Source organism: Scytonema sp. UIC 10036, from assembly GCF_009725235.1.
In genome coordinates this window covers 1-8,264 of the sequence record NZ_WJFC01000342.1, presented here as the reverse complement: position 1 = coordinate 8,264, position 8,264 = coordinate 1, and the positions used below count along the sequence as shown (strand labels likewise).

Here is an 8,264-nt window from a genome sequence, read left to right as displayed (position 1 = left end):
CTATTCCCCAGTCCCCACTCTCTCCTCTGTTGGAACTTCATGAAAATATTGGTCGAGCCAATTTAATGTAGGTACTAATACTAGTAACATTAAAGCAGAGTAAAGGTCTCCACCCCAACTGTCATGTAACCAATGGAAAGCACCTTCTTGTCCAGTACCGTGAAAGAACGTTAGTAATGTGTTGCGAATAATATTAGCGCTCACACTAATAACAACGGCTGTAGACAAAAACCAAATTGTTGTACGGCGGGAAGATAAAGCACCAGTCCAGTAAAGCAGCATTAAGCCCACATAAAGAGTCGTGAACAACATTTTTAATCCCGCACAGTAGGGTGCAACCTCTACAATTCTTCCTCCTGTGTATATATTGATGCCATCAACAGTCACTGGTAAGCCAAACTGACTCAATATAAAACCCGCAGTACCAGCGATAAAACTTTGGAGAGGTAAGGTATAAGGAGCAACAAGATACGGTAGTGCTGTTGGTGTCGCTAAAAATACTAGCAACAATGAAAAGCCCTGTAGTTTAAAGCCGGGAACTCCTTTTAACCACAAGCATATTCCTGCTAAGATTGTGGGGAATGATATGTTAACCCATTCGCTAACACCGCTCAGATAAAAAATTGCTCCCACTACTAGTAAAAAAGCTCCTATAGGATGGGAAACATTGGGTAGTCTTTGCCATCTCGAACGGTTTTTCCAACATAAGTAAGCAGCAAATGGAATACCGATGATACCATGGCTAAAATATTCGTGTTCTGTACTAATATTTTTTTTGATCCAACCTTCCCACCAGTGCATCAACACAGGGGCGTAAAGCAATACGAGGATAACCAGTATCGCTAGGATTATCAATTGTGAGGAATTTGTGTTTTTTAGCTGACGTTGAATTTGCATAACTTTATGAATGATGAATTATGAATGATGAATTATGAAAAATACCATTTCATAATTCATTATTCATAATTCATAATTTCTGACACAACTTCTTTAACTTGAGTGCTACTTAAACCAGGATACATGGGTAAGGATAATATTTGCTCTGACAGCATTTCGGCTTTAGGGAAATCTCCTACTTCATAACCTAGATAGGTAAAGGCTGGTTGAAGATGACAGGGTATTGGATAATGAATTCCTGTCTGAATCCCTGCAGCAGCTAATTTGTCTTGAATTTGTTGCCGTTTCATGGGACAAGAACTATCAACTTTGATAACGTAAAGATGATAAATATGTCCTTCCCCGCTTTCATTTTGTATGGGAATAATGTCACTTGATGCGGCGTTTGCTAGTTCGGCGTCGTACTGCTGTGCTGCATTCCAACGCTGACGGTTCCATTCTGGTAAATGCGGTAGCTTTTGAAGCAGTACAGCCGCTTGCATCGTGTCTAAGCGGCTATTTGTACCTGGCTCAACGTGAACATATTTTTGCGCTGCACCATAATTCCGCAAGCGAACCATTTTCTGAGCTACATCTGGATCTTTTGTCAAGAGTATTCCTCCATCTCCAAATGCTCCTAAATTTTTGCTTGGATAGAAACTAAAAGCTGCTGCTATCCCCACTGAACCTGCTCGATATCCTTCTCTTGTTGCTAAATGTGCTTGCGCTGCATCTTCAAAGATAAGCAGTTTGTGTGTATCAGCAAAGTCTAATAACTGCTGTGGCGATACCATTTGACCGTAGAGATGTACGGGAATAATAGCTTTGGTGTTAGGTGTGACGACTCGCTCTGCTGACTCTAAATCAATTAACGCTGTTTGTGGATCGCAATCTGCAAAAACCGGTTTTGCTCCTGCACGTAATACCCCAATTAACGTGGCTACAAAGGTGTTGGCTGGTAAAATCACTTCATCTCCAAGACCAATGTTACAGGCTTGCAAACCAAGAGCGATCGCATCAGTTCCCGAAGCAACACCTACACCATATTCTGTTCCCGATGCTGCGGCAAATGCTGCCTCAAAATCTTTCAAGGCTTGTCCCAATACAAAATCCCCTCGTGCGATTACAGATTGGATTGCTTGTTCTAGTTGAGGTTGAATTGCTTGGTGTTGTATACTGAGGTCTACAAATGGAATCTTAACAGTTACGTTATTCATTGTTAGGTTCAGGCTCACAAATTAAAACATTGAAATATTGTTTTTAAGTACACATAGGCGGACCAATCAACTCAACCGCCTTGGCTGGTTGTGCTTGTAGAGCCACGAATTCTGTTCGTTAGATCTATTATGTGATTTCGCTTAAAGAACACTCTCTTAGGCATCTGTTATATTCTTGACTGAATCCTAAAGTTTAAAACAATCAGCTTTGTGAAGGAAATGTATTTTTTTGATGAATTTTTGATAGATCTTCTTTATTAATAAAATCCCTGCTTAGTATCTTAAAAGATTTCGGTCACCCATCGCCGGTCACTGGTCACTGGTAATGGTCACCATCGCTTTTTTGGCACAACCTTATCATACCCAAGTCAAATCTGAAACTAACGAGATCGATTGAAAAATTGGGAATTGGGAACAGGGCATAGGGCATCACGAACAGCTAGTCAATACGCAATTGCCCATTGCCCCATGCCCATTACCCAAAAACCTATCCGTATACTGAAATAACTTGTGTATTATTAACAGAACATCAAGTCAGGCAGCCGTTGTATAGCTAAAAACCTGTACTGAAAAAAAATTACTCTCTAATATGTTTGTCTGGCAGAAAATTGGGGAATCTTAGAAATAGCAAATAACCAGACCTAGTGGTTATGTAAATTACAGTACCCTAGCTATTATCAAGGTAACGGTGGCAATGGTGGAGCCTGAAAACAAACTATTTACTCTTAAAGATGGTTGGGCATCTCAAGAGACGAGAGAACAACAACGTCTTAAAGCATTGACTGATTTAGGTTTGCGTCAACCAGAGACAATTCCAGTTTTTGAAGAAGCGACTCAAACAGCTGCTCACTTTCTGGAAGCACAAATTTGTGTTTTGGGATTTGTGGATCATGAGCGCCACTGGTTTAAGTCAGCTGTAGGCTTATCCAGACTTGGGCTGATGAACCAACTGGCGCAAAGCCGTCAACTTGCACGTCGGGAATCTTTTTGCGCTAAGGTCGTAGAAAGCTCACAAATTGTTGTGATTGATGATACACATCTTCTAACTGGTGCAGAACGTTCTACTTACAGTAAGTTGTTGCAAGATTACGGTATTCGTGCATATTTAGGGGCACCTTTGTTTGATGCTTCGGGTTATTGCCTGGGTGCGTTGGCAGTCATGGATTTAGTTCCGCGTAAATTTACAAACAGAGATGTTGAATTTTTACAAATCATAGCTCGCTGGAGCATGAGTGAATTTGAACGCAACCGACTGCTACAAGCTGGCTCAAATAGCAGTATTCCCATGAATGTTTCTGGTTGGTCATTCAAGGATACTAATACTAGTGAAATTCGACTCAATCCAAGTGTTTTTCAAAAAGAATCAATTCCAGTTCCTACCAATCAGCTAAAATTATCACTGTTAGCGCAATTAACTCAAGAGTTGCGTACTCCCTTAACATCTGTACTCGGTATGGCAGGTGTTCTAGGACGCGAGATTTACGGTCCTTTGACCACCAAACAGAGAGAGTATTTAGAGATTATTCAACATAGCGGTCGATATTTACTGTCCCTAGTGAATGAAATTTCTGAACTTGGAACAATAGATGAAAACCCATTAACACTCAATTTAGCTCCTGTAGATATTGAAATGCTCTGTCAACAAGCTATCAATACCTTAGAAGAAGCAGCTAATAGACGCGAGCAAGATATTCGTTTATCCATAGAACCAGGGCGCAGTCGTATCTTACCTCTAGATAAAGATAAAGTACGACAAATTTTATATCATCTGGTTTTTAATGTAATTCAAGTTTCTGCTACAGGAAGTGTTGTTCGCATTCACGTTTCCTACAAAGACAATCTAGTTAACATTACAGTTTGGGTCTCACATCCTTGGTTGGGTGACGGTATAACAGACGTAGAGCCTTACTTCCGTCTTAAGAGTTTAGCGCCAATGCTGGAGTTTACAGCGAGTCCTTCAGCTTATAGTAATAGCAATGGTTATTCAGACTTATCTGAGGATGTCACCGATTTGTCTTTCATGACGGAAGAACCAACAGAGTTAAATCCTCCTGTTTCAAATGTCCTTACGATCGTCACTGACTTAAATACTAAATCATCTGGAAATGTTTCTCGTGAAAGCTTGGGTTTAGAACTTAGCTGTCGTTTAGCACATCTACATGGCGGACAAATTTCGGTTCAAGGTTCATCAGAATCGGGGTACCGTTACGTGCTAAGTTTACCGTTGATGAGTTCAAGCACAGTAGAATCTTCAAAGGAATTTTAATTTGGGAGGGTAAATAATCGGTACAACGTGACTGTGCTAGATTAACATTGCAAATTGTCCAGATTATTGGATACTTGGCTGACATATATATAGTTAGTGGTTAGTAGTTAGGGGTTAGTGCTTGGTAGTGTAGGACAGGCGTCTCGCCTGTCATCGTTAGTGGTTAGTACAAAAAACCTAGAACCCACAACAACCAGTCACTGAATATGGGACTGACAATTTGCAATCTGCGTTATGAACTTTTAGAATCAGGGACTATCACGATCCTCAAAGTTGTGCGCGGGCGTGCTATCTATTCACAGTGTTGTATATGAATTTAATTTGGCAACAATTCACTTTATCTTACTTACCGTTGAAAGAATACCTTGCCACGAGTTACCTGCACCGTTCTGTTGTAGGGTTACTGCACTCTTGGCGACAAAGTAGTATTCTCTTGCAGTGGGGGGAAACAATAGCAACAGCCTTGCTCACCTTGATATATGGGCTTGCTCCTTTTGTAGCGAATGACCTACTGGGGTTAATATTGGTTGCTTGTGGAGGATTTTGGCTCCTGTTAACCATATCTGACGAAACTACCGCACCAAATACTCCTAGCGTGACTCCCATTCACCTGCTTGTATTGCTTTATTGGGGGGTTGCTGTCGTAGCTACAGCATTATCACCTGTTAAGAAAGCGGCGTTAACCGATTTAAGAAATTTTACGCTTTACTTGCTACTGTTCGCTCTTTGTGCGCGAGTTCTTAAGTTTCCTCGCTTTCGTTCTTGGTTGATTGCTCTGTATTTGCACATAAGCCTTATTGTAAGCGTGTATGGATTGAGACAATGGTTTTTTGGAGCACCAGCGCTGGCTACCTGGGTTGACCCAATGTCTCCTTTGTCAAAAACAACAAGGGTTTACAGTTATCTTGGCAATCCCAATTTATTAGCTGGGTATCTCTTGCCTGCTGTTGCTTTAAGCGCAGTTGCAATTTTTGCATGGCGAAGTTGGTTTACGAAAGCATTGGCATCAACAATGCTGATTGTTAATGGTGCTTGTTTAATTCTGACTTTTAGCCGTGGTGGCTGGATTGGATTGGTTGTCTCTGTTCTGACTTTACTGGGATTGCTTTACTTTTGGTTCAGCGTACATATGCCACCTTTCTGGCGCAAATGGTCTTTATGGTTAATATTGGGTGGTTTAACAGGAGTATTACTGCTGGCAATTTTGTTTGTTGAACCAGTACGAGAACGCTTTTTCAGTATTTTTGCAGATAGAAATGATAGTAGTAATAACTTTCGTAAGAATGTTTGGACTGCTGTTTTTAAGATGATTGAGGATTACCCTCTGACTGGTATTGGACCCGGTCACAACGCTTTTAACAAAATATATCCTCTTTACCAACTTCCCCGCTACACTGCATTGAGTGCCTATTCTATTTTCTTAGAGATAGCTGTGGAAACTGGGTTGATTGGTTTAGCTAGTTTCTTATGGCTGCTTATTGTCATTTTTAATACAGGTCTTCTACAACTGCGCCGTTTGCGAGAGTCAACCAGTTTAGATGGCTTCTGGATTATTGGTGCGATCGCAGCCATAACAGGAACACTAGGGCACAATACGGTTGATACCGTCTGGTTTCGTCCTGAAGTTAACACAGTTTGGTGGCTAATGGTCGCTTTGATTGCTAGTTACTACAAACCGCAACCGCGAATCAATGACCGATAAATACTAAATAAGCCTTAGACTACTGCGTTCTAAGGCTTGCTCTCGAGCTGCTCGTAATTCAATTAAAAAAGTCCTAAGTTCTCTTCTTTATTGGATGGCGGCTTAGCCGAAACTGAAATTATTCTCTGTAGGTAGAGCTACCAACTGCGTTGGGGTCGCGATAACGAGTTGGTTCTTCACGGCGTCTGCCAGCTAAACCACCTAAACCTAACAGTCCAAGTAAACCCAACCAACCCCAATCAAAATCATTATCACCACGGTAAGTTGTTGTATCAGTTGTGGTGTTGCCAGTGGTGGTGCCAGTGCCAGTATCGGTATTATTGTTTTGAGCAGAAGCAGGTAAATTTAGAGGCATAATAGCTAGGCTTAAACCGATAACGCTAGCGCCAATTGCTGTAGTCAATTTGCTTTTCATAGTTAAATTCCAAATTCCTTTCGCGTTCAATCACAAATTTAGCCAGTCCCTCCCCAAACAAAATCATTCTACGGCAGTAAAATAAACTCTATCTGAACTCACCTGAAGATATACGATATTTTTTCCAACAGATAAACTGTGAAGGATAAAGGAGGTACTCAATAATTTACAAACATTCTTTTAGGAAAAAATTAATTAACAATACAAACCAGCAAAAACTGTGTAAAAAAGCTAAATTAGAAAGATAAAGGTAACATTCAGAGGAGTGGGTAACAAAAATTTATGTAAAGTTTTCTTCTTTTTATATTCATTCATATTAACTTTTTCAACACAGTACGTAAATATTATCCTCAATGAGTGAAAAAAGCGAAGGTTACAAAGTCATTACTGACAATCGTCAAGCTCGGTATTTATACGAAATTCTGGAAACATATGAAGCTGGTATCCAGCTTGCAGGAACCGAGGTAAAATCAATTCGTGCGGGTAAGGTCAATCTTCAAGATGGGTATGCTTTGCTTCGCGATGGAGAAGCATGGCTGATTAACGTCCATATTTCTCCTTACACGGCTAGCAGTCAGTATTTCAACCACGAACCCCGACGCACGCGCAAGCTGCTGTTGCGTCGTGACGAACTTCGCAAGTTGATTGGCAAAGTCGAACAGCAAGGTTTAACATTGATACCGCTCAAGATGTACCTCAAGCGCGGCTGGGTAAAAATCAGTATTGGTCTGGCAAAAGGTAAAAAAATTCATGATAAACGTGAAGATATTAAGAAACGTCAAGATCAGCGCGAGATGCAACGGGCATGAAAGTTATTAGGGGATTAGGGATTAGGGATTGGGGACAAGGGGCAAGGAGGACAAGGAGGACAAGGTAGATTTTCTCCTTGTCTACCCCTTACCTCCTTACCCCCTACCCCTAGTTAGTTTCATAGGTTGAAGAAAGTTTCAAAAAAATAGATATTCTCGTAGCTAAGCTTCTTGTCAAAAATGGGGAAAAACTCCTGTGGTTCCAATCAGAGACGATAATCCCACAACAATCACGCCCTACGTTACTTACGGGCTGATTGCTGCCAACATCATTGCTTTTCTTTTTGAAGCGAGTCTCCCACCAGCAGAATTAGACGGATTTTTACGCCTAGCCGCAGTTGTACCGCGAGAACTCACAGCTAGTTTTGCGGGGATTCCGGTGAATCAACCAGTACCAGAGTGGTCAACTTTGATTACTTCCCAGTTCCTACACGCAGGTATATTGCACCTGGGTGGTAATATGTTGTTTTTATGGATTTTTGGTAACAACGTTGAAGATAAATTGGGTCACGTTAAATATTTATTGTTCTATTTGACCTGCGGTGTTTTAGCGTCTTTGAGTCAGTGGTATTTTGCACAAAATTCCTCAATTCCTTCTTTGGGAGCAAGTGGTGCGATCGCAGGCGTAATGGGTGCTTACATTCTTCGGTTTCCCCAAGCAGAAATTCTCGGTATCATACCCCTGGGATTTTTCTTTCCAACATTTCGCGTCCCAGCATTCTTCTTTTTAGGGTTTTGGTTTCTTCAACAAGCCATCTCCGGAGCAGCGAGTTTAGAAGCACCTACCAACGTTGACAATGGTGGTATTGCTTTCTGGGCGCACACTGGAGGTTTTATCTTCGGTGCAGTCCTCGGTCCGTTGTTGGGATTGTTTAATGACAAACCTAAAGAAGAGTTTTGGTACAGGTAATTAGGGGTTAGGGGTAGGGATGAGGGATAGACAAGGGAGACAAGGTAGACAAGGGAGACAAGGTAGACA

General features: G+C 41.2%; 7 protein-coding genes. 4 read left to right on the top strand and 3 right to left on the bottom strand.

The window, feature by feature from the left end; translation table 11 throughout:
• A complete protein-coding gene (gene crtB / locus F7734_RS59550; protein WP_155753563.1) occupies positions 1 to 897 on the bottom strand; it encodes a cyanoexosortase B in 897 nt (298 codons plus the stop codon).
• Between the two features lie 59 nt (positions 898 to 956).
• On the bottom strand, positions 957 to 2,093 hold the full coding sequence (locus tag F7734_RS59545) for a DegT/DnrJ/EryC1/StrS family aminotransferase (protein WP_155753562.1): 1,137 nt from the start codon (positions 2,091 to 2,093) through the stop codon (positions 957 to 959).
• 694 nt (positions 2,094 to 2,787) lie between these two features.
• On the opposite strand from F7734_RS59545, the gene F7734_RS59540 reads away from it, so the two are divergent.
• Positions 2,788 to 4,359: a GAF domain-containing sensor histidine kinase gene (locus tag F7734_RS59540; protein ID WP_155753561.1), complete on the top strand. Its 1,572-nt coding sequence runs from the start codon at positions 2,788 to 2,790 to the stop codon at positions 4,357 to 4,359.
• 310 nt (positions 4,360 to 4,669) lie between these two features.
• Positions 4,670 to 6,061: an IctB family putative bicarbonate transporter gene (locus F7734_RS59535; RefSeq protein ID WP_155753560.1), complete on the top strand. Its 1,392-nt coding sequence runs from the start codon at positions 4,670 to 4,672 to the stop codon at positions 6,059 to 6,061.
• Positions 6,062 to 6,179: 118 nt separating this feature from the next.
• Here the strand turns inward: F7734_RS59535 and F7734_RS59530 are convergent, their stop codons facing one another.
• On the bottom strand, positions 6,180 to 6,476 hold the full coding sequence (locus F7734_RS59530) for a WGxxGxxG family protein (protein WP_155753559.1): 297 nt from the start codon (positions 6,474 to 6,476) through the stop codon (positions 6,180 to 6,182).
• Positions 6,477 to 6,829: 353 nt separating this feature from the next.
• Between F7734_RS59530 and smpB the strand changes: the two genes are divergently transcribed.
• Positions 6,830 to 7,285, top strand: a complete 456-nt coding sequence (gene smpB, locus F7734_RS59525) for an SsrA-binding protein SmpB (RefSeq protein WP_155753558.1) — start codon at positions 6,830 to 6,832, stop codon at positions 7,283 to 7,285.
• Positions 7,286 to 7,481: 196 nt separating this feature from the next.
• The gene (locus F7734_RS59520; protein WP_166482830.1) at positions 7,482 to 8,195 is read left to right on the top strand and encodes a rhomboid family intramembrane serine protease; all 714 of its coding nucleotides are present in this window, start codon (positions 7,482 to 7,484) and stop codon (positions 8,193 to 8,195) included.
• Positions 8,196 to 8,264 lie beyond the last annotated feature (69 nt).

Excerpts from the sequence above, each read along its gene's own strand:
- crtB (WP_155753563.1), bottom strand. The coding sequence starts at position 897 with ATGCAAATTCAACGTCAGCTAAAAAACACAAATTCCTCACAATTGATA.
- F7734_RS59530 (WP_155753559.1), bottom strand. The coding sequence starts at position 6,476 with ATGAAAAGCAAATTGACTACAGCAATTGGCGCTAGCGTTATCGGTTTA.
- smpB (WP_155753558.1), top strand. The coding sequence starts at position 6,830 with ATGAGTGAAAAAAGCGAAGGTTACAAAGTCATTACTGACAATCGTCAA.
- F7734_RS59535 (WP_155753560.1), top strand. The coding sequence starts at position 4,670 with ATGAATTTAATTTGGCAACAATTCACTTTATCTTACTTACCGTTGAAA.
- F7734_RS59540 (WP_155753561.1), top strand. The coding sequence starts at position 2,788 with ATGGTGGAGCCTGAAAACAAACTATTTACTCTTAAAGATGGTTGGGCA.
- F7734_RS59545 (WP_155753562.1), bottom strand. The coding sequence starts at position 2,093 with ATGAATAACGTAACTGTTAAGATTCCATTTGTAGACCTCAGTATACAA.